At 38.1% G+C, this 25494-nt stretch carries 29 protein-coding genes and 1 tRNA gene; 12 read left to right on the plus strand and 18 right to left on the minus strand.

From position 1 onward, the window contains the following. Window position 1: 1 nt before the first annotated feature. The 6 genes from AB5443_RS09900 to AB5443_RS09925 all read right to left on the minus strand — a co-directional run bounded on the left by AB5443_RS09900 (window position 2) and on the right by AB5443_RS09925 (window position 6280). The gene (locus AB5443_RS09900; protein WP_277133618.1) at window positions 2-1963 is read right to left on the minus strand and encodes an Hsp70 family protein; all 1962 of its coding nucleotides are present in this window, start codon (window positions 1961-1963) and stop codon (window positions 2-4) included. A gap of 12 nt (window positions 1964-1975) precedes the next feature. Next, on the minus strand, window positions 1976-2941 hold the full coding sequence (locus tag AB5443_RS09905) for a glycine zipper family protein (RefSeq protein ID WP_277133616.1): 966 nt from the start codon (window positions 2939-2941) through the stop codon (window positions 1976-1978). 7 nt (window positions 2942-2948) lie between these two features. Beyond that, window positions 2949-3656, minus strand: coding sequence for a hypothetical protein (locus AB5443_RS09910; protein WP_368113999.1), 708 nt, complete (start codon window positions 3654-3656; stop codon window positions 2949-2951). Between the two features lie 6 nt (window positions 3657-3662). After that, on the minus strand, window positions 3663-4481 hold the full coding sequence (locus AB5443_RS09915) for a hypothetical protein (protein ID WP_277133612.1): 819 nt from the start codon (window positions 4479-4481) through the stop codon (window positions 3663-3665). Between the two features lie 411 nt (window positions 4482-4892). Beyond that, complete coding sequence (locus AB5443_RS09920) at window positions 4893-5579, minus strand: IS5 family transposase (RefSeq protein WP_277133610.1); 687 nt, start codon at window positions 5577-5579, stop codon at window positions 4893-4895. 110 nt (window positions 5580-5689) lie between these two features. After that, a complete protein-coding gene (locus AB5443_RS09925) occupies window positions 5690-6280 on the minus strand; it encodes an ISAs1 family transposase (protein WP_368119604.1) in 591 nt (196 codons plus the stop codon). A 417-nt stretch (window positions 6281-6697) separates the two neighbouring features. On the opposite strand from AB5443_RS09925, the gene AB5443_RS09930 reads away from it, so the two are divergent. Next, window positions 6698-7468 (plus strand): IS5 family transposase, encoded by a 771-nt coding sequence (locus AB5443_RS09930; RefSeq protein ID WP_277133608.1) that lies wholly within the window; start codon window positions 6698-6700, stop codon window positions 7466-7468. Between the two features lie 59 nt (window positions 7469-7527). On the opposite strand, the gene AB5443_RS09935 is transcribed toward AB5443_RS09930, so the two are convergent. After that, window positions 7528-8733, minus strand: coding sequence for an MFS transporter (locus tag AB5443_RS09935; protein WP_044654881.1), 1206 nt, complete (start codon window positions 8731-8733; stop codon window positions 7528-7530). Window positions 8734-8948: 215 nt separating this feature from the next. Here AB5443_RS09935 and AB5443_RS09940 point away from each other — a divergent pair, with 215 nt between their 5' ends. The 4 genes from AB5443_RS09940 to uxuA all read left to right on the plus strand — a co-directional run bounded on the left by AB5443_RS09940 (window position 8949) and on the right by uxuA (window position 12729). Continuing rightward, complete coding sequence (locus AB5443_RS09940; RefSeq protein WP_044654880.1) at window positions 8949-9236, plus strand: YtxH domain-containing protein; 288 nt, start codon at window positions 8949-8951, stop codon at window positions 9234-9236. A 378-nt stretch (window positions 9237-9614) separates the two neighbouring features. Beyond that, a complete protein-coding gene (locus AB5443_RS09945) occupies window positions 9615-10685 on the plus strand; it encodes a substrate-binding domain-containing protein (RefSeq protein ID WP_368113998.1) in 1071 nt (356 codons plus the stop codon). Between the two features lie 20 nt (window positions 10686-10705). Then, window positions 10706-11518, plus strand: a complete 813-nt coding sequence (locus tag AB5443_RS09950; protein ID WP_008643544.1) for an SDR family oxidoreductase — start codon at window positions 10706-10708, stop codon at window positions 11516-11518. Between the two features lie 41 nt (window positions 11519-11559). Then, complete coding sequence (uxuA, locus tag AB5443_RS09955; protein WP_022138900.1) at window positions 11560-12729, plus strand: mannonate dehydratase; 1170 nt, start codon at window positions 11560-11562, stop codon at window positions 12727-12729. 118 nt (window positions 12730-12847) lie between these two features. On the opposite strand, the gene AB5443_RS09960 is transcribed toward uxuA, so the two are convergent. Next, complete coding sequence (locus AB5443_RS09960; protein ID WP_277133598.1) at window positions 12848-13411, minus strand: 3'-5' exonuclease; 564 nt, start codon at window positions 13409-13411, stop codon at window positions 12848-12850. 77 nt (window positions 13412-13488) lie between these two features. On the opposite strand from AB5443_RS09960, the gene AB5443_RS09965 reads away from it, so the two are divergent. Together AB5443_RS09965 and AB5443_RS09970 are read left to right on the plus strand one after the other, a co-directional pair. Further along, window positions 13489-14313 (plus strand): DUF6597 domain-containing transcriptional factor, encoded by an 825-nt coding sequence (locus AB5443_RS09965; protein WP_368113997.1) that lies wholly within the window; start codon window positions 13489-13491, stop codon window positions 14311-14313. A gap of 81 nt (window positions 14314-14394) precedes the next feature. Further along, entirely contained in the window at window positions 14395-14811 is a 417-nt protein-coding gene (locus tag AB5443_RS09970; protein ID WP_195408085.1) for a pyridoxamine 5'-phosphate oxidase family protein, read from the plus strand. A gap of 134 nt (window positions 14812-14945) precedes the next feature. Here AB5443_RS09970 and AB5443_RS09975 read toward each other — a convergent pair whose 3' ends face one another. Beyond that, window positions 14946-15221, minus strand: coding sequence for a putative quinol monooxygenase (locus AB5443_RS09975; RefSeq protein WP_073343022.1), 276 nt, complete (start codon window positions 15219-15221; stop codon window positions 14946-14948). A gap of 331 nt (window positions 15222-15552) precedes the next feature. On the opposite strand from AB5443_RS09975, the gene AB5443_RS09980 reads away from it, so the two are divergent. The 4 genes from AB5443_RS09980 to rsgA all read left to right on the plus strand — a co-directional run bounded on the left by AB5443_RS09980 (window position 15553) and on the right by rsgA (window position 19192). Beyond that, window positions 15553-16392, plus strand: coding sequence for an RteC domain-containing protein (locus tag AB5443_RS09980; RefSeq protein ID WP_022136700.1), 840 nt, complete (start codon window positions 15553-15555; stop codon window positions 16390-16392). Between the two features lie 108 nt (window positions 16393-16500). Then, complete coding sequence (locus AB5443_RS09985; RefSeq protein ID WP_022136701.1) at window positions 16501-17103, plus strand: DUF1062 domain-containing protein; 603 nt, start codon at window positions 16501-16503, stop codon at window positions 17101-17103. Window positions 17104-17181: 78 nt separating this feature from the next. Then, window positions 17182-17883, plus strand: a complete 702-nt coding sequence (locus AB5443_RS09990) for an SIMPL domain-containing protein (protein WP_277133592.1) — start codon at window positions 17182-17184, stop codon at window positions 17881-17883. A 217-nt stretch (window positions 17884-18100) separates the two neighbouring features. Beyond that, window positions 18101-19192, plus strand: a complete 1092-nt coding sequence (gene rsgA, locus AB5443_RS09995) for a ribosome small subunit-dependent GTPase A (protein ID WP_277133590.1) — start codon at window positions 18101-18103, stop codon at window positions 19190-19192. Between the two features lie 100 nt (window positions 19193-19292). Here the strand turns inward: rsgA and AB5443_RS10000 are convergent, their stop codons facing one another. From AB5443_RS10000 to AB5443_RS10040, 9 genes are all read right to left on the minus strand, one after another. After that, window positions 19293-19859, minus strand: coding sequence for a GrpB family protein (locus AB5443_RS10000; RefSeq protein WP_277133588.1), 567 nt, complete (start codon window positions 19857-19859; stop codon window positions 19293-19295). 46 nt (window positions 19860-19905) lie between these two features. Beyond that, on the minus strand, window positions 19906-20247 hold the full coding sequence (locus AB5443_RS10005; protein WP_277133586.1) for a hypothetical protein: 342 nt from the start codon (window positions 20245-20247) through the stop codon (window positions 19906-19908). Window positions 20248-20317: 70 nt separating this feature from the next. Beyond that, window positions 20318-20908, minus strand: coding sequence for a DUF1629 domain-containing protein (locus tag AB5443_RS10010; RefSeq protein ID WP_272193056.1), 591 nt, complete (start codon window positions 20906-20908; stop codon window positions 20318-20320). 23 nt (window positions 20909-20931) lie between these two features. Then, window positions 20932-21684: a hypothetical protein gene (locus AB5443_RS10015; protein ID WP_277133584.1), complete on the minus strand. Its 753-nt coding sequence runs from the start codon at window positions 21682-21684 to the stop codon at window positions 20932-20934. Window positions 21685-21939: 255 nt separating this feature from the next. Next, a complete protein-coding gene (locus AB5443_RS10020) occupies window positions 21940-22278 on the minus strand; it encodes a hypothetical protein (protein WP_368113996.1) in 339 nt (112 codons plus the stop codon). 86 nt (window positions 22279-22364) lie between these two features. After that, the gene (locus AB5443_RS10025; protein ID WP_195408074.1) at window positions 22365-23102 is read right to left on the minus strand and encodes a hypothetical protein; all 738 of its coding nucleotides are present in this window, start codon (window positions 23100-23102) and stop codon (window positions 22365-22367) included. Window positions 23103-23154: 52 nt separating this feature from the next. Continuing rightward, on the minus strand, window positions 23155-23619 hold the full coding sequence (locus AB5443_RS10030) for a hypothetical protein (protein ID WP_195408073.1): 465 nt from the start codon (window positions 23617-23619) through the stop codon (window positions 23155-23157). A gap of 66 nt (window positions 23620-23685) precedes the next feature. Further along, entirely contained in the window at window positions 23686-24270 is a 585-nt protein-coding gene (locus AB5443_RS10035) for a T6SS immunity protein Tdi1 domain-containing protein (RefSeq protein ID WP_227226060.1), read from the minus strand. A 106-nt stretch (window positions 24271-24376) separates the two neighbouring features. Further along, the gene (locus AB5443_RS10040) at window positions 24377-25093 is read right to left on the minus strand and encodes a WGR domain-containing protein (RefSeq protein WP_368113995.1); all 717 of its coding nucleotides are present in this window, start codon (window positions 25091-25093) and stop codon (window positions 24377-24379) included. A gap of 318 nt (window positions 25094-25411) precedes the next feature. Here AB5443_RS10040 and AB5443_RS10045 point away from each other — a divergent pair. Further along, window positions 25412-25466 (plus strand) — tRNA-OTHER (locus AB5443_RS10045). Window positions 25467-25494 lie beyond the last annotated feature (28 nt).

Here is a 25494-nt window from a genome sequence, read left to right on the forward strand (position 1 = left end):
TTTATTCTACCATTAAACGAGTTTGTTCTATGCACTCCTTCACATAAGATTCAATTGTTGCTTTGCTTTGAGATCGAATCGTCTGTTGTAATGTATAATTACTGCAAATAGATTGTTCTACAGCCTTTTGTATCTTATTACAAATATCCTCCCAATTATTGTTGAACTCATCGAAAACTTGTTGTCGCTGATCATGATCCAAATCTTTAGCCAAAGCTTCTTGACGCTTCTGTTTTTCTGTTTTTTCTTCACCAAAGAACCAATTGGCTAAAATTGCTCCTCCACCAATCAACCAAGTTAATGGGCCACCTAATAACATGGCAATCGCGCCACCAACAGCCGCACCGGCAATACCTGTAACAAGTCCATTCACTATTCCTCCATCCGTGAAATTGGAGCTGAGCTGCCGCATTTGTTCCGCGATCACACTCATATCTATATTAGGTAAAGAAGATATGGATACTTGGGCATTTCCCATACGAACTCCTTGACGTGAATAGTTACTAACGATTTTATCTAACCGATCACGTATTTCTTTCGTTTGGTTTTCAAAAGCCTCCTTATAACATTCCATGGCCCAATCCCCTACTTGATTGAGATCCTCGCTTATATTTTCTTCAATGTAAGCCTGCAAATCATTAATTGAGACATCCGTCTCATTATCCCTGAAATTTGTCACACAAGCTCCTACCGTACCAATGATTTCTTCTGACAACTTATCACACAATGAATTTACAAACGGAGTATAAATATCTGATTCTGCGACAATATCATTCAATAATTGTTTTGTATTGCCTATTCCTCCCGATCGGATATCGCCTCTTGCCAATTCTGCTACACCTCTCGAAATCGTCAAAGAGGGATCTTGATCTCTATATACCAAGTCCTTTGGAAGTCCCCAACAATCTTCTATCAATGTTTGAATAAAATCCATTCGAGATGCACCACCTGTTAAAAATGCCGCTTTGATTGGATTTCCTCCAATATGATAATACTTAAAATCAAGCATCGCTTGACTGATTTCAGAGATATATCCTTTTTCCTCTAACATGCGATTCAACTCTCCTGGTTGAAAAACAAATTTCATTTTTGAATCCTCAAAGTCTTCGTCATCCACAATATCCTCAAAATTTACGGTCTTTTTATAACGAATATCCGGATCAAAATAGACACCCTCTTTAGCACAACGAGTATCATACAATAATTTAGCGACTAATTTAGGGTACTGTGTTTCAAAAGCGACAATATCTTTATTTTTATCACGAATCTCCGCATACATTATTTTCTCAACTTGCGACGCTCCACAATCATAGCCATAATCAACCGGAGCATTTCCGCTTTGTAAATATGTAAAATCTAAAGTGCTCGACCCCATATCAAACACAATAGCTCCTTGTGATATATATTGTGGTAATCCTGAAGAGGTATCCAACTGAGCCTTTATAAACGCCGCTCTAGATTCCGAAGTAATGCCAGCAATAGGCAAACCCGCTTTAGCAGCCATTTGTCCATACAGATTTTTAGCCTTTTCATCCCAACTAGATGGAGTTGCAATATAAAGCAAATGATTATCATCACTAAATAAGGCTCCTGATTTTTCTCGGATAAGAGCATATACTTCATGCATATAACGAATCATCAATTGTTCTTTTTCTCCGTCAATATTCTCAGGCTTCTTTTTAAAAAGAACTTCTACTGTCGCCTTTTTCAATCTTTCCGGAGAAAATGCCGCCTCTCCTAAAAATGCTTGGCCATTAGGCTGTATATTAATAGCAGTAGGAAGAACTTTTCGATTAGCTCCAAAATCTACATCTTTTACCGCCTCTAAGTCACCCGGTGCTAAATCCCAACCTATCGGACAAAAAGCAGCCGATGTCTCTCCATGACCAAAGTCGATTCCTATTACATATTCATGTCTATTTTTATCTGGAACAATTTTCCAATTGTATTTTTTATCTTGCATAATAATTTCTTTTTAAGCCATTACAAACACTTTACCTTTCTTAATCAGAATATCACCTTTTATGATAGCCGGACAAATCATTGTCGGATTAGTTACCTTTGTTGATTCCATTTGTTCAAACCAATCTATTTTGTCTTCACTAAAGGAAACGACTTCCAAGCCATAGCAATTCAATGAATCAACAACCTGTTCTATACGCTCATCTATCTTCGCCAACCGTTTGTCATTAGGCTGTTGAGAGTATGCCACACCCAATAAAGACTGAATACTTGCCAATAATAGGCTATAATCCCTTTCCAATGTAGGCTTTTCCTGCGATTCATATTTATTGACTACTTTCTGTATCTGATTACGGAAGGTATTAATCAAAGAATCAATACTATCACAAGTTTGTTGTATGATATTTAAGAATGTAGCTACATCAATTTCTGTATTTACAATGGCTGCTTCAATTTTTGGTTTAGGGGTAATTGACTTCTTCTCCTCAACATTCTTTTTTCCTGATTTTGTTGCTAAATAGAGAACTATAGCCGTACCTGCTATCGCACCAAATACAGCACCCCAGCCACTACCCAGTGTCATTTTTCCTAATACTGCACCACCTCCCGCACCAATTAAAGTCTTTGTACCATCTAACTTTTGAGACAAGAACATTTCAATCGGATTTCTCTCTGGCTGGTTCTTCTTTTCTTCTGAAAAATGAACTTTTGTTTTAATCTCTATCTCTTTTTCAGTCAACTTTCGTCCCATTTCTTGTTGCGCATTCAACAATGATAATGCAGCCTGCAAGATATAATCTTCCGAAACAGAAAGATTCTGGCGATATTCTCCACCTTGATTAAACAATGAATCAAAGTAATTAGTAACAATGCTTTGAATCTTGTTTACATCTTTAGGCAGCATTAAGCCTGTCAACTCTTTTTCTAATGCCTGTTTGTTTGCTTCAAACATCAAGGCCAAAGTTTGTTTTTTATTCATTTTTGGATTATCTATATTCTCTTTTTTTATTAGATATATCTGAATATAATAGCCATATTAACATCCCTTTTATATTTTTACATACACAGCTTAAAATCATGCATACAGCTAAAAGGAGTCCCATTAATACTATTATTAAAACACATATTTGTATAGAAATTTGCATTATAATAGTACAAATCCAAGCAATAATGACAAATGATATAAATATGATAGTTATTTTACTTGTTGAAAATCCTAGTGGCATAAATCTTTGATCAAATGGCTCTTGTAATTTATCATCTTTCGTGTTGTATTTAGAATCAAAAATAACAAGAGAATATAATGGATTTATTTCATATTTCTCTATAATTTTCATCCAGCTATTTGTCCATGCATTATGTCCTAAAATTGATAGCAACCACAGAATACTCACTATTAATCCTAATATGGAAACTAATATTAAATAGTATTCATAGTTGTTTTCTAAAAATAAGACTCCACTTTCTACTTTTAGATCTTTTATTTCAAATTGCCCATTTGCTGTTAATATTATATTTGTTGCACATAGCAATGTGCAATAAGCTACTAATAAAGCCCCATCAAATAAAGCATAATAATTCATCCATGTATGATACCGATCAACATGTTTCCAATAAGCCTCTATCGCTTTTTCATATGCGCACTTACGCTTATCTTCATCAGTTGTTTTGTAATGAACTTTTACATCTCTCATCATGTTCTATTTATACTGATCTAACATTTCGTTTTTCCATATATTATCACCTTTAGACATCTGCCTAAAGAAACGACAGATATATCCTAAGTATATTAAACCGAATATACCAATCCCTAACCAATAGAAAGGAGTCCATGTAAACGAAAACCAACCTGTAGGTGGAACGTAAATGTGATACTTATATATAAGGTATAAGAGGATGGGAAGATTCCATAATGAATTTAAGGCAAAATGTTTAATTTCTTCATCCAACTTACTTTGTTTATACGCATTTGTTTTTGCTTTTATCACATTGCTGAGCCCATTTGTATAAAATGAATCAGGCATCAGAGAAGATGTACCTTGCCCATAACAAAATTCTTTCAATATCTCATCATTGTCTTTTGTTCCGGAAATACTATTACTTCCTACTTTTGCCATTAACAAAGCGTGTAATTTATGATATTCAGATTCATCGCTATATCGGATAGCTTGATTGATCAAATCACATGCTTGTGAGTAATAAGATTGTCCGTTTTGAGGTTCTCTATCGATCGCTTCATAAAGACAAAACGCATTAAGGTATAATAATTTAGCTTTTATTTTACTGTTTGTGATTTGAGTATGTGATACCATCTGTATAAACGAATCTATTTGTTCGGACGAAGACAAAATTTCATTCTTATGGGTAATATATTGTTCCCAACAGTCATCAAATATTGCTTGGTCTTTTTTCAATGAGTTTGTGGCTGCACCAGTTAAATGACCTATTGTTTCCTTCATTCCTGGTTGTGTGTTTCCTCCCAATACTCCTTTGGTAAAATTTTTATTACTTATTCCCATACTCTTTGTATTTCTTACTGCTCCCAAGTCCCCCGAAGCAGGCTAACAACATATACAAAGAAAGCGTGAGACTTGTCCTGCTACTCACCAAAATCAGGCATCGCCAAACGCCTTGTGGAAGTGAGTGAAGAAACAATATTCCCACGCTGTGTGTTATGTATAAGTACGCAGAACACGTACCTGGTACATGCACAAACAGAATGAGCGTCACATTGTCCCTATCCTTCCACGTGAAATTGGCGATTTCGATTTTAGGATAAAGCAAAAAAACGCTTTCTTATCTATATCGGCGATTTCTCCCGCCGTTTGAAGCAAAGATACGTTTTTCTTTTTACAATGCAACGCTCTGTGAGAATATTATTTCTTCAAAAGTAAGTATTTTATTTATTTTGCCATATTTTTAGAGCCTGTTTAAATTTTCTTCAATAATAATTTTATAACTGATATTTTAACCATTTCTTCTGCCGAATCGAATGTTAGTTCATAGTTTCGGCAGAGCCTCCTGTCATTTTCCATCCACGTGAATGTCCTTTCCACAATCCATCTTTTGTGAATCGGTCTGAATCCCTGTTCTTTGTACGCACTAATAACTACTTGAATCATATATCCAAATTTAGCCTTGACGTTCTCAATAAGTTCGCCTCTATATCCTCCGTCTGCCAGTATAACTTTTATTCCGGAACAGAGTTCCTTTAATACTCTCATTAACAGATAAGCAGCCTTGCTGTCATGCATGTTGGCTATAGTGACTATCACTGCAATAAGAAAGCCATTCTTATCAACAACAATATGCCGTTTGATGCCTTTTACTTTTTTATTGCCATCAACTCCATTCAGAGACTGATTATTGCCCCATTTAACGCTTTGGCTATCTATGATACCAACACTGGGTTCCATGGTTTGATTACGTTCAAATCGCACATGACCGCGTAGCTTTTCAAGAAGCAAATCAAATATATCCAAAGAAGCCCATTTTCTATAATAGTAGTAAACGGATTCCCATTTAGGAAACTCCTTAGGCAACATACGCCACTGGCAACCAGTTTTAACTAAATAAAATATAGCATTCCATATCATACGCAAACACGGCTTTTTCATTTAAGCTTTGATTTAGGGATACAATCCCCCTTCCCATACCAGTGTGACATGGGTGGATATTCCGTATTTGGAAATCAATGTGTTAAGAATATGTCAAATCTAAATTTTTCTCATTTTTGAGCCAGAAAATGTAACACGTTAGTGAAGCTTACCGATAGCTCCCTTATTATCTCAGCCGTGCCTTTTCGCTTATCTGATATTTTTTTCCTTCTGTTCTTCCAAACAGCAATCAGTGCCAAGACCATCCTTTGAATTGTGTCCAAGTTCCTAGCCGCCCGTTCAGCCTTACGTTTTATGCTGTCCTGCCGGAGGTTGCGGTCAAGATCCCAGTGCATGCTTTCAATAGCCCAATGCTGTTTGGTTATCTGACTAAGCCGCTCTGCACTGCTATCCAGGCTTGAAATGTACAGTCGCTGTTCAGATGTACTCCTGCCATCAGACTTTTTCTCCGTAGATGTGAGTATTTCTATAACTGTCAAATTTCCATTCCATTTTTCCCTGTCGGTAATCAGTTCTTCCCCACGATATATACGGCATATCCTTGACTCAATCCTGCCGTGTTCCAAATATGGGCTTTCCTTGTAGATATCAGTCGGGCTGGCGGTCTTTATAGAGGCTTCGAGTCCATAACGCAGAGATCTTTGATTCGCCTTGAGTTCGATCACGAAGTCTGCTCCTTTATCTCTAATTTTGTCTATTATTACCTTTTGGAATCACAGCTCTTTCATTTAGGATTTCGTTGCTCACTCAAAAATATGTTATTTTATAGCGAGTGTATCCTTGGGGTGTGAGGGTGATTTTTGCTCCTACGGTTTATAATTCATAGGGTGATTTGATGGTTGGATAATATGCTCCCGCGGATATCCATTCCTTTGATTTTCGGTAAAATAGGTATCTGAACAATTAGACCGAATGGCAGATTTTTTTCGTAACTTTATGTTTGTAAATCAAATAGTTATGGATTGAATCAAACCACTCGACCAAGTTCTTCCGATTGCAGCAGACATGCACAATCATAGAAACTGTTTTGAAATGATTAAATAGTATATATTAATCTGTTAATTAGTTGGTTAATTGATGTATAGTTCGTAACTTTAAGGTTCCTAATCAAAAAAGTTATGAGCAATTATCCAACTAACCTAACTGAAAAACAGTGGCAAGTTATTAATAAAATCGTAGAGCCACAAGAAAGAAGCCGAAAAACTTCTCTCAGAGAAATTATAAACGCGATTTTTTATCTCATCAAGAGCGGATGTCAATGGCGTATGCTCCCCACCGATTTTGCCCCTTGGCAAACGGTTTATTACTATTTCCGCAAGTGGAAATTGGAAGGAGTATGGGAGGAATTGCTGGATATTCTTCATAAGTTGGCAAGGAAATCAATCGGTAAACAGGAAAGCCCCAGCATGGGCATTATTGACTCCAGAAGTGTGAAGACTTCTCACCACGTTGATACGAACAGAGGAATAGACGGCAATAAAAAAATCAAAGGGCGAAAGGAACATGTTGTGGTAGATACATTGGAGCTTCCAATGGCCATTAAAGTACATGAAGCCAACATTCATGACAGCAAAGGAGCCGTTCCAACGATGGAAAATCTTGTGTATAAATTTCCACGGCTCAGTAAAATTCTTGCCGATGGGGGATATCGGGGAGATTTGTCAAAGTGGACGAAAGACAAGTTCGGTTGGGAACTGGAAGTAGTACTCAGACCCAAAGAAAGTCCTAAGGATTTCAACGTCATTCCGAAACGGTGGATTGTAGAAAGAACTTTCTCTTGGCTGGAAAACTATAGGAGGCTTATAATTGACTACGAGCTCTTGACTGAAACGGCAGAAGCAATGATAGAGATAGCATTCATTAAAATCGTCCTTAATAGATTTTTCTAATCATTTCAAAACAGCTTCTTAATATAATGCGCTTTGCTTCGCTTTATTTATGTAGATTTCTATCCAATCTTTTTCTTCTTCAAATTCGGCAAAAAGAATGTGACCAATCCCAGTAGCGGCATATAAGCACAGATATTATATACATATTCAATACTCGTTTTATCTGCTAAATTACCGAGTACGGCAGACGCTACACCGGCCACACCGAAAGCAAATCCAAAGAATAACCCTGATATTAATCCGAGCTTGGTAGGAAGTAATTCCTGTGCATAAAGCAATATGGCGGGAAAAGCGGAAGAAAGCATCAATCCCACACAGAAGCTAAGGATAATAGTCCACATCAGATTGGCATGCGGCATAAGTAAACTGAACGGAGCCGCTCCCAAAATTGAAGCCCAAATAACATACTTCCGACCGATACGGTCACCTACCGGCCCACCAATCAGCGTCCCGATAGCAGTAGCAACTAAGAAAATAAATAAATATAGCTGCGAATCCTGTACCGTAACATTGAATTTATGAATCAGATAGAATGTATAATAACTGGTCAGACTCGCCATATAGATATATTTCGAGAAAATCAATATCAATAATATACCGATAGTAATAGCCGTTTTATCCATAGGCAGCGGAAGATGAACCGGAGTTTTTATACTGACGGTTTGAGCCTTCATCCGGTTCAGATAAGATTTATACCATTTGCAAATCGGATACATGACTCCGATAGCTGCAACCGCTACAAATGCAAATATGAAAAGATGCTGTCTTCCATAAGGGGCAACGAGCAAAGCTACCAATAAAGGGCCTAGCGAACCACCAAAGTTTCCACCTACCTGAAAAAGTGACTGTGCCAATCCCCGCTTGCCACCAGAAGCAAGGAACGTGATGCGGGAAGCTTCCGGGTGAAGCACCGAAGAACCGATTCCGATTAAGAACACAGATAACAATATCCAATACAGATTATCGGAAAATGCCAAGCTTGCCAAACCAACCATTGTAAAGCTCATTCCGATAGGCAACGACCATGCAACGGGATATTTATCAAAGATAATTCCGGTAATCGGTTGAAAGACTGAAGCCGAAAGCTGATAAACCAGTGTGATAAGACCGATTTGCGCAAAACTCAATCCTAAATCATCTTTGAATAGCGGATAAGCAGCTGATACAACGGACTGTAAAAGATCATTGAGACAGTGTGAAAGACTTAATGCGATTAAGATGGAAAATGTAATTTTTCCTACGGGTTGTTCCTGATTTTGTACCATGATACCTATTTCTTTAGAAGTGTTCCTGAAAAATTGGCTGCAAAGGTACGCAAACTTTCCCGTTTCTCTAAAACTAAGGATTGTAAATTGTCGTTAATTCAGTTTTGAGTTGCTGAACTATTCTCCATACCTGCTGTTGTTAAATTAAAAAGGAGGATAATATGAGCTTTATTGGGTATATAATTTATTTTTAATCTAAAAAACTGAATTTGATTATGGAATGTAGACATGGTAATTTTTGGATTGGACTCGGAATCGGATCAATCCTGGGTGCGGTAGCTTACCGCCTTTCACGCACTGCGAAAGCTAAACAGTTGGAAAGCGAAATTTATGATGCTATCCACCGTATTGGTCGTGACGCAGAGGCTGCAGCAGCTTGCGCTGAAAAGAAAGCGATGAACCTCGGACTTAAAGCAGTAGAAACCGGAGCCGAAATTGCTGATAAAGTAGCAGCCGAAGCAGATAAAGTGGCTGACAAAGCAAAAGATAAATGGGGAAAATAATAATCCCAGAATTGGTAATCAGCTAGGATATAGTTGATTACCAATTTCTATATAGTAACTACCTGTCATTTACATCACTTAAAACCTTTATGTGTGCCCGTGCACACTTTATACATTTTACCATTCTTTTTCATTCTTTTCCGGAATAAAGGTACTTTGTTTCTTGGCCTTTTCTACTCTATAAATGTACATTTTATGATTCTTTCTGCCGTTTTTCTTATGTTTTACAACATGAATGTATTATTTTATTTGTTGTTAAGTTTCTGATTATTAGTAGTATATGTCCTTTTGTGTGTAAATGTGTGTGCGCACACACTATTGTGTAATTCAATAATTCATTTTACTTTTGTCATCGAAAAACAAGATACTTATTAAAATATGGATAAAGAATTCTCAAATATTCGTATTGTGGACATAGCCAAGATGGCTGGTGTCTCTGTCGGTACGGTAGACCGAGTTATTCATAATCGTGGGCGGGTATCTGAGGAAAACAGGAAGAAAGTGCAGACTATTTTAGAAATGGTGCATTACCAGCCCAATCTAATGGCACGGTCTTTAGCTTCCAAGAAACAATATCGTCTTGTTGCCATTATACCGTCTTTTACTCAAGGAGAGTATTGGGAAGCCATTTCGGAAGGTATTGACAAAGTAGCTTCGGAGATGGAATCGTACAATATAACGATTACCAAACTCTTTTTCGACCAATATAACAATAAAACGTTTGATGATATTACCCGAAACCTGCTGGATGAGAAAGTGGACGGAGTGCTGATTGCTACCCTGTTTACTGATTCGGTTATCCGTCTTTCGCAGGAACTGGACAGGAATGAGATTCCTTATATCTATGTCGATTCAAATATCGAAGGACAACACCAACTGGCTTATTTCGGAACAGAATCTTATGATGCAGGAGTCATTGCGGCCAGATTATTGACTGACAGGCTTTCACCGGCTTCGGATATTCTGATGGCACGGATTATCCATAGTGGAAAGAACGACTCCAATCAGGGAAAGAACCGCAGGGACGGCTTTTGTCATTATCTGAAAGAAATAGGATTTGCCGGAAAGCTGCATGAAGTAGAATTGAAAATCAACGATTCTGTATATAATTTCACTAAACTCGATGAAATATTCGATGTAAATTCGCATATAGAGGGCGCTATTATTTTTAATTCAACCTGCTATATCCTCGGAAATTATCTGAAGGCAAGAGAAATGCAAACGGTGAAACTGGTAGGCTATGACCTTATCGAGCGGAATACCCAACTGCTTTCAGAAGGAGTTATCACTGCATTAGTTGCCCAACGTCCCGAAAGGCAGGGGTATGAAGGTATCAAGTCTTTATGTAATCATCTGCTATTCAAGCAAAATTCAGAAAAGGTAAACCTGATGCCGATTGATATTCTCTTGAAGGAAAACTTGAAATATTATCTGAACAATAAACTATAAACATATAAATTTTAGAAACCATGAATGAATTATTTAACGTAAAAGACAAAGTTGTTGTAATCACCGGTGGAGCCGGAATCTTAGGTAAAGGAATTGCTGCATACCTCGCAAAAGAAGGTGCAAAAGTGGTTGTGCTCGACAGAAGCGAAGAAGCTGGAAAAGCATTGGTGGATAGCATCAAAGCTGAAGGAAACGAAGCTATGTTCCTTTATACCGATGTAATGGACAAAGAAGTATTGGAAGGCAACAAAGTAGAAATCATGAAAGCTTATGGTCGCATTGATGTATTGCTGAACGCTGCCGGTGGTAACATGGCAGGTGCTACAATTGCACCGGACAAGACTTTCTTTGACTTGCAGATTGACGCATTCAAGAAAGTGGTAGACTTGAACCTGTTCGGTACAGTATTGCCTACAATGGTATTTGCTGAAATCATGGTTGAACAGAAGAAAGGCTCTATCGTAAACTTCTGCTCTGAATCAGCTCTCCGTCCGTTGACTCGCGTAGTAGGTTATGGCGCAGCGAAAGCAGCTATCGCTAACTTCACTAAATATATGGCAGGCGAACTGGCTCTGAAATTCGGTAACGGTCTGCGTGTAAACGCTATCGCACCGGGATTCTTCCTGACAGACCAAAACCGTGCGTTGTTGACCAACCCGGATGGTTCTCTGACTGACCGTTCAAAAACGATTCTCGCTCATACTCCGTTCAACCGTTTCGGTGAACCGGAAGACCTTTATGGAACAATCCATTATCTGATTAGTGATGCTTCCAACTTCGTGACAGGTACAGTAGCTGTTATCGACGGTGGTTTCGACGCATTCTCTATCTAAATTATTTTAATCGTAATTAGTAATCAGTAAATAGAAACTATATGTATTTATGCGAACAAACTTGGCGCTGGTACGGCCCTAACGACCCAGTAAGCTTGTGGGATATTAAACAAGCGGGCGCTACCGGTATAGTAAATGCTCTTCATCACATTCCGAACGGTGAAGTATGGACAGTGGAAGAAATCATGAAGCGTAAGCAAATGATTGAAGAAGTAGGTCTGACGTGGTCTGTTGTAGAAAGTGTACCTGTACACGAACATATCAAGACACAGACAGGCGACTTCATGAAATATATCGAAAACTATAAAGAAAGCATCCGTAATCTGGCGAAATGCGGCGTAATGGTAGTTACTTACAATTTCATGCCTGTATTGGACTGGACACGTACCGACCTTGCCTATACAATGCCCGACGGTTCTAAAGCCCTTCGTTTTGAAAAAGCGGCTTTCGTAGCTTTCGACCTTTTCATCCTGAAACGCCCGAACGCAGAAAAAGACTATACTCCTGAAGAAATCGCCAAAGCAAAAGCCCGTTTCGAGCAAATGAGCGAAGACGACAAGAATCTCTTGGTTCGCAATATGATTGCCGGACTTCCGGGGTCTGAAGAAAGCTTCACAGTAGAACAGTTCCAGGAAGCGCTTGACCGTTACAACGACATTGATGCTGAAAAGCTTCGTTCCAACTTGATTTTCTTTTTGAAAGAAATTGCTCCCGTTGCCGATGAGGTAGGAGTGAAGCTGGTGATTCACCCGGACGACCCTCCTTATACAATCTTAGGCCTGCCGCGTATTCTGAGTACGGAAGAAGATTTCAAGAAACTGATTGAAGCCGTACCTAACGAATCCAATGGTCTTTGCCTGTGCACAGGTTCTTTCGGAGTACGTGCTGACAATGACCTTGCCGGTATGATGGAACGTTTCGGTGATCGTGTGAACTTCGTACACTTGCGCAGTACACAGCGTGACGAAGAAGGAAACTTCTACGAAGCTAACCACCTGGAAGGAAACGTAGATATGTACAACGTAATGAAAGCTCTTATTCTTCTGCAACAACGTCGCAAATGCTCTATTGCTATGCGTCCCGACCACGGACATCAGATGATTGATGACTTGAAGAAGAAAACAAACCCGGGATATTCTTGCTTGGGCCGCCTTCGCGGATTGGCGGAGCTTCGTGGTTTGGAAATGGGTATCGCTAAGTCTATCCTCTAATTAGAGTACATAATTAGCATTATTATAATAAGAAACACTACGGCTATTATTGATTGATAATAGTTGTAGTGTTTTTTATTTGGTCTTTTTCGTTGCCGCCGGTTGAGGAATAATTGAATTAATCGAATAAATCTCCGATGTGCGTATCTTTATCAGCTTTTTTTGCCGGTTTCGTTTTCTTCGGTTCGGGAATAATTTGCATTGCAATTTGGGCACAGGCTTCGGCATCAGCAAGTGCGTGGTGGTGATTCTCCAAGTTATATCCGCATTGCTCTGCTACTGTATGTAGTTGATGATTGGGCAGCTCCTTTCCGAAAACTTTCCTCGAAGTACGGCAAGTACAATAAAACTTATAATTGGGATAAGTCATATCATACAATTCGTGAACCGCACGGAGACAACCTTCATCAAAAGGACTGTTGTGGGCTACAAGCGGCAATCCATCTATCAACGGCTTGATTTCCGCCCATACATCGGGGAAATCTTCCGCTTCTATCGTATCGTCATAAGTTAATCCGTGAATAGCTGTCGTCCATTGTGTGTAGTAATTGGGGGTGGGACGAATCAGGCGATAGATTTTATTCACAATCTTACCATCCCTTACAATGACAACACCGACACTGCATACACTGGTGCGCTTGCCGTTGGCTGTTTCAAAGTCGATTGCTGCAAAGTTTCTCATTAATCCTGTTGTTTTTTGAATACAAATGTATTGAATTAGAATTTATTCTTTCTATTTTTGCCTGATAAAATATATCAATGTACACAGAATATCAGCCCTCTCATTTGCTTGCTCCCTATATTGATAATTATTGGGAACTGAAAGGTACTCCGGAATATGGGATGCGTATCCATATCCTGCCGGATGGCTGTACCGATTTTATTTTTACGCTGGGAGAGGTAGCCGAGACAGTGGAGAAGGAAAGTCTGATTATGCAACCTTATCGTTCTTACTTTGTAGGGCCGATGACAAAATTCTCCGAACTGGTCACTTATGCCGAATCCGTTCATATGTTTGGTATCCGCTTTCTTCCTTGCGGGTTGTCCTGTTTCACAAAATTGCCTTTGCATGAGTTTGTGAACAGTAGAATCAATACCAAGGAAATGAGGGCAGTTTTTGATGACACTTTTGTTGAAAGGCTATGCGGGCAGGAGCACATAGAGGGACGGATACAGTTGGTGGAAGGGTATTTGCTGGCGTATTTGGCTCGTCATTACCAGTCCGCCGATTCCCATGTCGCCATGGCGGTGAATATGATTAACCAGTCCGGCGGTAAACGTTCTGTTCGTAGCCTGATGGACGAAATTTGTTTGTGCCAGCGTCATTTCGAACGGAAGTTCAAGCATTACACCGGATACACTCCTAAAGAGTACAGCCGCATTATCAAATTCAAGAATGCTGTGGAACTCTTGAGAAATATCGCATCTTCCAATCTGCTGACTACGGCGATTAACGCAGGATATTACGATTTGGCACATTTCTCAAAAGAGATTAAGTCCTTGTCGGGCAGTACTCCCACGTCATTTCTTTCGCTTACCGTACCGGAAGATACGACGCTGACTTATATCGAACCCGGAAAGTAGACAGGTAAAAGTCGATTTTTTACAATAGAAAAGAACTTCATGCCGTTATCTTTGCAACCGTAATATAAATCCAATAAGATTATGTCAACAAAAACAATGAAAGAGAAAGCAACCGAGTTGTTGCAGAGATGTGAAGTTGTAGTGCTTGCTTCTATAAATAAAGAAGGGTATCCCCGCCCTGTGCCGATGAGCAAGATTACAGCAGAGGGGATTTCTACTATTTGGATGTCTACCGGAGCGGACTCATTAAAGACTATCGACTTTCGTAAGAACCCGAAAGCCGGATTATGTTTTCAGGATAAGGGAGACAGCGTAGCCTTAACGGGAACGGTGGAAGTGGTAACGGACGAGAAAATGAAAAAGGAACTTTGGCAGGACTGGTTTATCGAGCATTTCCCCGGCGGCCCTACCGACCCGGGCTATGTACTGCTGAAATTTGAATCGAATCACGCGACTTATTGGATTGAAGGGACATTTATTCATAAGAAACTGGACTAGCCACTTCATACAGCCCTATTCCCGTGGAATATGGAAATAAAAAAAGAGAAACATCCTTTTTTTCCAAAGAAGAATGTCTCTCTCTTTTTTTGATGATACTTGGATAGATAATATATCTATTCTCCGTGCTTCATTTAGAATTCAAACTTCTCCAGTTTCATTTCAGCTAATTCCTGAATGATACCTACATACTTGGCAAAATGAGCGGATTTCTCGTGAGCAGCCAATACTTCAGCATTCTGCCATGTTTCACAAATCATGAAAACGTCGTGGCGGGTACTGCTTTCGAAAGTATCATAAGCAATGCATCCTTCTTCCTTCAAAGAACAAGCAGTCAGTTCCTTAGCTGCTTCAATCGCTTTTTCGCGGTTTGTCTCGCTTACACGGACAAAAACATTCAATCTTATCATAGTCTTTATTATTAAATGATTAAAAATAGCTTTATCACATCTTTGTGAGTAAATCGTAGGCAAAGATACTATTTTTGTGCTTTTTGAGACTGCTTGTTCTTTAAATTTCACCAAAACGTCATATAATCATAAAAAACGATTATATTTGCCCCTGAAATCAAAAAATAACTATTTTGGGCGCAACTCTTAAATTTGTTCTGGCTTAATATTAGCCTCACGAACCACAGGCTAATTTCTTTCGTTTGAGTAATTCCACTCGAACCGGTTTTTCATTTTGTTATTTTTATTATTTACTGCATGGTTTTTCGGAACATATGCGATATGAAAACGAATGGAAAATTTCGTAAGAAACAATAAGCTAAGCATAGAAAAAGAGATTGAACGAATTGAGCGCCAGCCGATTGCCCCACTTGATAAGATAAAACAGATTATTGATGTCATACAGACCTCACTTATTCTGTTGAAGTCAACCGTTGCCGAATATCAATTCTCGAATTCAGCAGAAGAGATTTTTTTCTTTAAAACCTGGAAGCCGCAAATTTCCGGGCTATTGATGTTTTATGTCCGCTTGTATCAGATTGAAAAGAAACGTATTGGAGAATCTCCGTCTTCCCAATGCAAATCTCTGAAGTCGGAACTGGAGAATTTGAGGAAATACTTCCTGAATAATCCCTTTTATGATTATTACCGTACTGGCAGGACGGAACTCGATGAACAATATTTTGTCAGAAGAAACTATGACATTCTAGCAGATACCCGTTTCGGCTTATTGGACAGGGATTCTTCTTTTACTACCCTGCATGATTCAAGTGTGGCGGAAATCATAGCCAACAATCGTCTGGCGGAATATCTTTCTGCTGAAATAGAGATATTATCAGACGAGCTTCATCTGAAACTCGCTTCAATAGTAGAAAGCCGGCTATTGCAGTGGACGGATAGCAAAGTCGCTTTGGTTGAGTTTATCTATGCCCTGTATGCGGGCAAATGCTTCAACAATGGAAATACCAGTTTAAAAGACATAGCTTTCTGTTGCGAAACTCTTTTTAGTATTGAGATAGGAGACTTTTATCGTATCTTTCTGGAAATCAGAAACCGGAAGAAGAGCAGGACGCAGTTTCTTGATAAGTTGAAAGATAAGATTATTAAGATGATGGATGAGTTGGACAGATAAATTTCATGCCGTCTTGTGACATCTTGTGAATTATACAAATGGCTAATATCCAACTTTGCGAAGAAAAAGATTTGATTCACAAAGAAAGATAACAGCTTTTGTATAATTATGGAAACAATATTTACATGGGAGATCAGGGTGAAGAATTGCCCTTTGTTGATTAAGAAATGCAGCCACTGCGATAGTGACCGCTTTTATTGCAGTGATAAGTTCAGAATGAATGCACAGAAAAAGAACATTGATGTCTGGCTAATTTATAGGTGTGTGAAGTGCGATAACACTTGTAATATGACTTTGCTTTCGCGAACTAAACCCGACCTGATTGATAAGAAACTGTTTCATAGCTTTTCTATGAATGATAGGGAAACGGCCTGGCAGTATGCTTTTTCAGCCGGAATGGCAAGTAAGAACAATCTTCAATTAGACTATGATAGCGTTGAATATGAGGTGATGAGTGACATTTCATCGGAAGTCATAATGGATATGACCGGTGAGGTGATAAGTGTTCGAATCAAATGTGATTTTGACTTGAACCTGAAATTGTCATCATTGATAAAGAGATGTCTTCCACTTTCCAGTACCCGGTTAAAGCGTATGTTTGAGCAGGGAGAGATTTCTCTTTTTTCAGGCAAACAGCCTTATAAGTATAAAGTAAAGAAAGGAGATGTTATTTTGATACATAGAAAGTGCTTGCTTGATATTCTAGGATGAAGTCCGTAATATGGATTTTTTTTATAGCTTTGTAAACTGATGGCATATAAAAGTAATATCACCCTAATAATCGAAGATATGAAAAAAGTATTTTTACTGGCTTTTGCCTTGTTCGCATGGAATATTCTTGCCAATGCTCAAGAAAGTGACGAAAGATATGTTGAAGTGACCGGTTCTTCGGAGATAGAAGTCGTGCCGGACGAAATACACTTTCTGATTCAGATAAAGGAATATTGGGAAGAAGAATATACGGGTAAATCGAAGAAAGAGGAAGACTTTCGGACGAAAGTGCCGTTGGCTATGATAGAGAAAGATTTGCGTAAAAGTTTGCGTAAAATAGGAATATCGGATGAGGCTATCCGTACGCAGGAAGTAGGGGACTATTGGCGGCAGCGGGGAAAGGAGTTTCTGATAGGCAAGCAACTGGATATCCGTCTTACGGATTTCGAGCAAATCAATTCCATAATCCGTTCTGTCAATACATGGGGAATTGAATCAATGCGTATCGGGGAACTGAAACATAAGGATTTGCCTATGTACAGGAAGCAGGGAAAGATTGAAGCACTGAAAGCAGCCCGTGAGAAAGCATCCTATCTGGTGGAAGCAATGGGAAAGCAATTGGGTGAAGTCATTCGTATTGTCGAACCTGCCGATAACAACATAAGCCGTTATATTCCTTTTCAGGCACAGAGCAATGTCAGCATGGGGACGGCAGCTACCGAACAGTACCGTGTCATCAAGCTGAGATATGAAATGACCGCCCGTTTTGCCATAAAATAAAAAAAATGCCTATCTTTGCCGCATGACTAAAAATAATAAATCGGATTTGGTTTAGTAAACAATCTGTGTCTTTGACACAGATTGTCCTTTCGTTTGCTCTCGGATGATTCCTTTCGGGAGTAATTCTTGTGTCTTTATAATTTCAATTTTAAACTGCGTACAATGACAGAAAAAGCATTGTTATGCTTTCAATGTGTGCGCTCTATACATTAAGATAATGAATAACGAAAATAATACCAATCCTCAATCCGGCATTAACCTGAATATGTATGGCTGGAATGAGATGCTAAACCAACTTAAAAAAGAATCATTATATAATGCTCTTGCCCATGGTCGTGTATCCATTGTGCATCGGACGTGTTATGAGATAGTTTCTGAAAATGGCTTGTTTCAGTGTGAACTGACAGGAAACATGATGTACGGGAAATCGGATTTCGAATTACCTTGTACAGGCGATTGGGTAATCTTTCAGCCGTTCGATGAAAATAAAGGGATTATAGTTGATATGCTGTCCCGTGAACGGACACTGTATCGTAAGAAAAGCGGGACGGTTGCCGATAAACAAGCCATTGCTTCTTATGTCGATAAGGCTTTTATAGTACAGAGCCTTGATGATAATTTCAATATCCGCAGAGTAGAACGTTTTATGGCTCAGATATTGGAAGAAAATATCAGTTCCGTGTTGGTACTCAATAAAGCCGATTTGGATTTTGACAGGCAGAGTGTTGAAGGACAAATAAGGCATATCGCCTGTCAGATACCCGTCTTTTTTACGAGTATCTGTCAACCAGAGACTATTCTCCGGCTACGCGAATCCATATCAGAAGGTGAAACGGTTGTATTTGTCGGTTCTTCGGGCGTTGGGAAAAGCTCTTTGGTGAATGCACTTTGTGAAAAGTCGGTATTGCTCACATCTGATATAAGCCTGTCCACAGGAAAAGGCCGGCATACTTCGACTCGTCGTGAAATGGTATTGATGAACAGTTCGGGTGTTTTAATCGACACTCCGGGCGTCCGTGAATTTGGCTTGGCCATTGACAATCCCGATTCTCTTGCCGAAGTACTGGAAATCTCCGACTATGCGGAGTCGTGCCGTTTCAAGGATTGCAAACATATCAACGAACCGGGCTGTGCTGTTATAGAAGCAGTCAATAGCGGCGCATTAGATTCAAAAGTTTATGCAAGCTATCTGAAACTTCGTCGGGAAGCGTGGCATTTCTCCGCTTCCGAACATGAGAAACGTAAAAAGGAGAAATCCTTTACCAAACTGGTGGAAGAAGTGAAGAACCGCAAGGATGCAAGCCGCTGATTCTACTCAAAACGCGATGCAGGTATCACTGGATGCCTGCATTGCGTTTATTCTGACTTATATTTATCTTAAACAGGTATTTATGAAAGAGCTTTATTTATTACTTATTGTCATATCTGCCTGTAAAAAGTAGTTTCCCTTCTTGGGAGTATCGTTTTATGAAACCACCTTTTTGGAAAGTGTACATATTCCTGTCATGCTCATACTGTTTCCACAAATCAAGTTTAAGTTGTTCATATTCTTTGGCAATGACAGCATTTGTTTGAAGATAGTCTCTGAAATACAATTCATCATTATCCCCTTCATAACATAAATGTAGATGAAATACCCGCTCGGCATATCCTTGTAAAGTGTAACCTTTATTGAAATCAATACGACTGCTGTTCTCTGCCATGCAGAGATAGCCGCATCTTTCAATTATGACTTTCAAATCGGAGATTTTCTCTTCTCTTGGAATTTCCACAAGTATATCTATGATAGGCTTTGCCCATATTCCTTTGATGGCTGTGCTACCTATATGGTTAATACGTTCAATACAAGGAAGTTCCTCTGTCAGTAATTCCGCTTCTTCCTTATACCAGTCTGCCCAGTATTCTTGGTGTGCAGTCAGGGTTATGGGAAATAATTGCCAAAGTTCGTCTAATGGTAATTCGGTCAATTTTTTCATATTTCAACTATTTATTGTAGTCTTAAATACTAATGGGTAAACGTTGTCACGTTTCGTTAGTAACTTTTTTCTGTTGTGAGTTATTTAGACGTTGAACTAGCATCTTCTTAAACTCTGTACTATTACATCCATTTATAAGTTTTCTGTACTCAAGGAATTTTGTTTTTGGATACACAGACTCTATTAAATGTAGCAATGTCCATTCTATGCCATATAAAGCAGTAGGCGGAAAGAGCTTGATTAAAATATGCGCTTCCTCCAAAGTGATAGGCTGAACTATTTTGTCCAATAAGTCGGCATATTCATCAACTAATGTAGCCGTTATTCGTTCGTCTGCTTCATCGGGCATTGCACCTATTAAAGCTAATTGTTCAATTTCTTTTCTCATATTCTTTTTGTAATTGGTGTTAATGCTAATGGCTTGACAAGGAGCTGCGTTTAGCAGCTATCTTGGTTCGTTAATAGTATATTTCCAGTTCCTTAGCAAAAGACATACAATTAAACTTGTTAGCCTTAATCACTTTTCTGAACATTTCCGATACCACTATTTGATTATCAAACGAGCATCGGACTATATTATAATTAATGCCATATTCCTCTAATGGTGATGCTATCAATGTGCGTTTCTCAAATTCATAACTCTTATCCACAGGAGAAATAGAATAGATACTTTTCTCCATATCGTAACATTCTATATGGTTATGAATATTCATAGCGGAATAGCTATTACACATCTTTCCTTTATAATAGAATATGGCATCAAAAAATTGTACATCATTTGGGAAATGTTCCTCTATTACCCGCCTTATACGTTCTGATACTATTTGTCCCCCATAAACAGTATTGAGAACATCATAAGTGATTAAGCGGTCAAAAGAAACAGTACTATTTTCTGCATCCCTATAGACTAACGGAGAAGATAGGTATTCATGAATATAGTTACCCAAATTTAGGTCAGAACCTAATTTTGAGGAAATATGGGGATTTTGACTTTCATCCAATATTAATGGATAATTAGGTCGTGATGTGATTTGTAAAAAGTATTTCATGTTGTATGTCTTTCTTATTACTATTAATGGCTTGACAAAAAGCTGCGTTTAGCAGCTATCTTGGCTTGTTGACAATGAATTAAGTAAGAATTATTATATGGCAACATTTCGTAATTATGTTGATTGTTAAAAATGAAAGGATAATCTTCCGCTTTGTATAATTGCGGATTACTGAAATGTTTGAGCACATCTTCCTTTGCAACCTCGTTCAATATTAAAGTTTCTTCATAGCAAAATTCAAATAGAGAAAAAACATTTTTATCGACTATATTTCGCTTCAATTCCATAAACGGGTATAAAAAATGATTTCTTATTCCTGCCGCTCTTTTGAAAGTATCTTTCTGAAAATCAAAAAGTGTATCATCACTTTTGATAAATCGAAGTGCATAGTAGTTCTTTGATACTAAACTATTTCCAGCCAAGTCTAAGATATTTAGCTTTGCTTGCTCATAATAATTTTTATCAATACCATTTGTGGATAAGAAGTTCAAAAAACTTTCAGATACAAACTTTATTGATGTACCTACATCACAAGAGTAGTAATCGAAATCAATTTCTTTGTATTTCTTTTTGGTAACTACCATAAACATTTCACAGGGAAATTGAAATTCTCCTGTTGGATATTCCGAATTAAAGCGGTTATACATTTTCCATTTCTCATCATAAATCTTACGAGGTTGCTCTAAATCAAACTGTGATTTAAGAATAAAATCATTCTGCAAAGGATAACTTTTAGGCAGGTGAGTTCGATTAAACCATATATATAATTTTTTCATTGCTATGTATTATTGTTAATGGTTTGACAAGGAGCTGCGTTTAGCAGCTAACTTGGCTCGTTAATAACTTAATTATCCCTCTAAACCACAGCATTTATAATGAACGGGATTAGAGTTCATAAAACGACAAAGAATAATATGACCAAAGAAATAATCAGGATTACACCCTAAATACAACTCAACCAATGGATTTTCATCGTTTTCATCAAGTACCAGATTTATGGATTGAAGTTTAATACTTTGTAAGAAATCTTTTTATGGTATTGGTACAAAAACTTTCTCACCTTCATCTGTTAGATAACACTCCTCGTTTGCATTTTCGACCTTAAATGCTTCATCTGCAATCCATTCTTCTGCAAGATTTATCATATCAGCATCAAGAATGGACTGGAAGCACTCTTTTTGAGTGTCGTTTATCTGTTGTAGGCATTGCCATACTTGCAATAGGAGTATTGATAAATCAGCGTTTTCATTTCCATTTGGAAAGATTGTAACATTACAATCCATACCCCATATAGATACACTATGCTCATAACTCAAAGGTGTATCAAGCTTTTGGAAGTCCGTTGTCTTTAGTTGTGCTATTGCTGTCATATTATAGTCGTAATCAAATTGTTATTAATGGCTAAGCGGGGAACGCTGTCAAGCGTTATCCCGGTTTGTTAGTCATATATTTCAAATTACCATTTTTCTATCCATAGAATTTTTTGAGGTGTAGCACCTAATTCTTTTAAAATTTTACGGAAATGTTTATTCTCTTTGCCAATTTGCAATAATACGTTTGCATCTTCTTTATAGCCATAAAATTTATAAATGCCCAATATATCGCCCATAAGCGTATCGTCAAAGATATATTGCTTGAGTTTTGGTATCTGTTGCAGAGTGGCTATTTGTATAAAGGATAATATTGTGTTTATCATTGCATCGTCTTTTTCCGTTGCTGCCTTATTCCACAGCATATCAGCAGCCGAACTATCTTGTTCCAACTCTAAGGAAGTTCGGTTTATGGACGGATAATCAAAAGGATTATTGGTGGCAGAAAGATACTCTACTTGTGGCGGATATAAGTCCGTAATTCTATTGCTTTTTACCGCTTTCAAGAAGCTATCAATATTTCTAAAAACGGGAATAGGATGCTGGTTATCATGGGAGATGAAGACGATTTTTCCTCTCATTATTCCTTTTATACAAATGCCTGCATAATTGCTTTCTTCATCTTCCCACAGAATACAAAAATCACTTAGCAATTCTTTATTCTCCTTGGAAAAAGCATGGTACGCCTCCTGCGTATGAAGAGAGCGCAAAGAGATACTACAATCTTCTGTTTTATTATTGTTATACCAGTCATTGACTATTCGTATTTCATCTGTTGTTAAAACAGAAGTGTCAATTTGCAGTAATTTGAAATAATCTTTCATGTCTTGCGTATTTAAGTTATGACTAATGTTTAGAAAGGAGCATCGTCAGATGCTATCTTTCGTCGTTAGATACTAATTTTGTGGTTTCAAGGATATTGCCCGATACAATATTTTGAATACCACTGAATATATCACTGCCATAATAATAAACAAGATTGTCGTAATTAGCCCACATCCGTTCTTGCTCATCCAGCCATACAGTCAAATAGCCGGGATGAATGTCTGCTAAATAGATAACCTTATTGACCCCTAACTTCACAGCCACTTTTTGCATAGCTTCTGGGCTGTATTTCTTTATTTTCTTGACATCAAAATAAAGAATATCAGATTGGTTTAACTCTAATTTCATGCTATAGAACAGAGCAATCTTGCTTATAATGCTTTCATTCAAAGGATAATCAAACTTTGAATAGGATTGTTTCAACTTGTCAGTGTAACAATCCTGCATCATTGAAAAGTTAAATTCATCCCAATGGTTATGAACAAGTATTTTCTTTATTGCAGTAGGTATATTCAAATCTAATTGTATCTAATGGCTAAGCGAGGAACGCTGTAAGCGTTATCGCGCTTCGTTAGTAATCTGTTATTGCACTCGTTTCAAATCTCCGATAGATTGGAGTGACATTTCTATGTAGGGAATAGTTTTTAGAATATGGATGTTATCTATTGCTTCTTTACCACCCAATGCCAATGCCGGAACATAACCGTAACATTCGTCTAATGCCGGAATACCTTTGGCTGATTTTATTATGGGATATTCATCTAAGGAAAACCATGAAGACAAGCAGCCCTTATTGAATAATACGATATTAAACAGAATATCGACCTTATCAGATAAAATCCTGAATGTTCCGTATCTCACATTGACAAAGACGACATAATCACCTATCCTGCAATCTTTCACATAGGCAAATATATCACCGAAAACTGTTGTCATAAATGGTGTGGCAGAACCAAAACCCGCCATCGGATAGCAATCATCTATTATTGCCTGATATTCATTAGGTTCAATAATCCTAAATAATCCCTCGCAAAACATTCCAAATCCAACTTCTTTCCAAAGTGTGATTATGTTCTCCGATACGACATTGGCATATTTAGCAATAAAAGCATCATCTACCGTTTGGCAGATGCTACTGGGGTTCTTATCTAAAAACTTTTCGTACATATTTGTTGAACTTTGATTACTAATGCATTAATAACCACACCTCATGGTGTCGTTCCTAATCTCTATTATCCTCATATTTTTGCTACCTATCAGTTTGATATTATTATCACTTGTCGATAGGAAATGAAAGTAAGTCGTCAATCATTCTGCTTTGGATCTCGGTCAAACCATTTCCCCAAAGTAAAGCTAATCTTTTGATAGCTTTAACTCCTTGTTCTTGTAATTGGGGTGAGAGATGCCCAGTGATTTTTATTTGTCCAAAGGCAGTAGCGTAAGTCACCATGTCGCTTTGTGTCATATCCATTTCTTTCTTTGAAGCTAGTTTTTTAACCACTTCGGGCTCAAGACTTTCAACAGGAATATATTCCATGCCCCAGTCGTGTTCTATCAGATACTTGGGATAATCAGGAAAGTTGAGTTTGGGATTTTTTCTGATCGTTTCTTCAAGAGAATCTAACGTATCACTTCCCTCATCGCTGCCAAACGGTGCTTCTTCGTCTACACAATCATAATAGAGTTCTTCCGTGAAGTGTTCGGTAAATCGGGGGTGGGAAGTTTTGGGATGCAATCCGTATTCTTCGGAATCGATATAGATTTTGTTCATAAAGTCAAATCCGGTATCTTCCACATATCCTTTTTTCTCTTTCAAGTGAATAAGTTTCTCTGCTTGTTTCAGACATTCTTCTTCCGTCTCAAATTCCTTGATTTCAAACTTGCCGATACTGCCGGACTTGCCGTAATTTACGGAGAAATCATAGCCGCTATAATCAATGCACCAGAATTTGTGAGATTTCTCGTCTTTATAGATAAATGCTCTTTTCATAAATATTGTGTGTTTATTGTTGGCAGGGAGATTAATGCGTTAATATCTCTGCTATACGCAAAAGTATGAAAACTGTTGGGTTATCACCTATATGTCTTCGTTTTTCTTCTGTATTCTTGCAAAATAAGTCCCGTTCATTCATTTTTTACTGTTTTTTCAAGAAAACAGCAAAAAAGTTTGAGTTACGCAAAAAGGCTGCGTATCACTACTTCTATCTTTGTCGAAGAAACAAGAAAATAGGTCAAGTACGGGTTACTTCAACACACTCTTTAAGGTAGAACATTACCAGTACGATTATCCGTTTTCCAGTTTCGCAAAGGAGCAGTAGCTCAGTGGGTAGAGACGGTCACCGGTTCGACTCCGGTTTGCTCCACAAAAACAAATATAGAGGTAGGACAGTA

Source organism: Bacteroides sp. RTP21281st1_H5_RTP21281_210402 (assembly GCF_040918965.1).
Taxonomy (GTDB): domain Bacteria; phylum Bacteroidota; class Bacteroidia; order Bacteroidales; family Bacteroidaceae; genus Bacteroides; species Bacteroides congonensis.